This window comes from Virgibacillus carmonensis, assembly GCF_057836705.1.
Genome location: NZ_JBYQFJ010000170.1, coordinates 1 through 694, shown reverse-complemented (window position 1 = coordinate 694; position 694 = coordinate 1). Strand labels below are relative to the sequence as shown.

The window sequence follows — 694 nt, the reverse complement described above, 5'->3', positions numbered from 1 at the left end:
AAAAAGGGAAACAGAGACAGCATAAAATAGTACGCCATTTGTGCAGACTGGTCATAGAATCGCTCAGCGAAAAAACGGGTAATAACTTGCTTCGTTGTATGAATAAATAGCATTGTTGCTTCTCCTCCCGCTACACTTTATTGTTTCATTTTATGATGAAAACCGTTCATTATCCCTGCTAACTATTTTTTCTATTTCTTTTTTCCTTGCCAAATACCATCATGAAGGACAATTCGTACAACTTCCGCATAACCTCATAAAATTTTTATAAGAAATTTTGATAGAATGTGATCCATTCGTCTATCAAATTCGTTAGCTTTATGTAGAAGGATAAGGGAGGTGAGACTGTGAAAGATATTACACAAATTTTAAGCAACATACTAGGCGGCAGTGTCAACGATTCCGGTAATGTTGATTTAGACCTTAGCGATTTACTGTAAAATTTAACCAGTAAAAAGTTATTAAAACTATGTTTCATTTACCTTAAGAAAGTGAATTTAAATTTTTGTGGGCAATCCCCCACAAGCAAGTGAAAAAATTTTAATTAGCGGTGGTGATATCATGTTAGACGCAACACAACTTCTTAGCGACATTCTAAACGGTGATGTCAACGATTCTGGTAATGTTGATTTAGACATCAGCGATTTACTCTAAGATTTAACTAAAATGAACCAGGGAATTGTAAAATTTTTAC

Annotated in this window: 1 protein-coding gene; it reads left to right on the top strand. The window is 34.0% G+C overall.

Features of this window, described 5'->3' with window-relative positions:
- Positions 1–507: 507 nt before the first annotated feature.
- Entirely contained in the window at positions 508–654 is a 147-nt protein-coding gene (locus AC3G7N_RS21190; RefSeq protein ID WP_489424120.1) for a hypothetical protein, read from the top strand.
- The last annotated feature ends 40 nt before the right edge of the window (positions 655–694 follow it).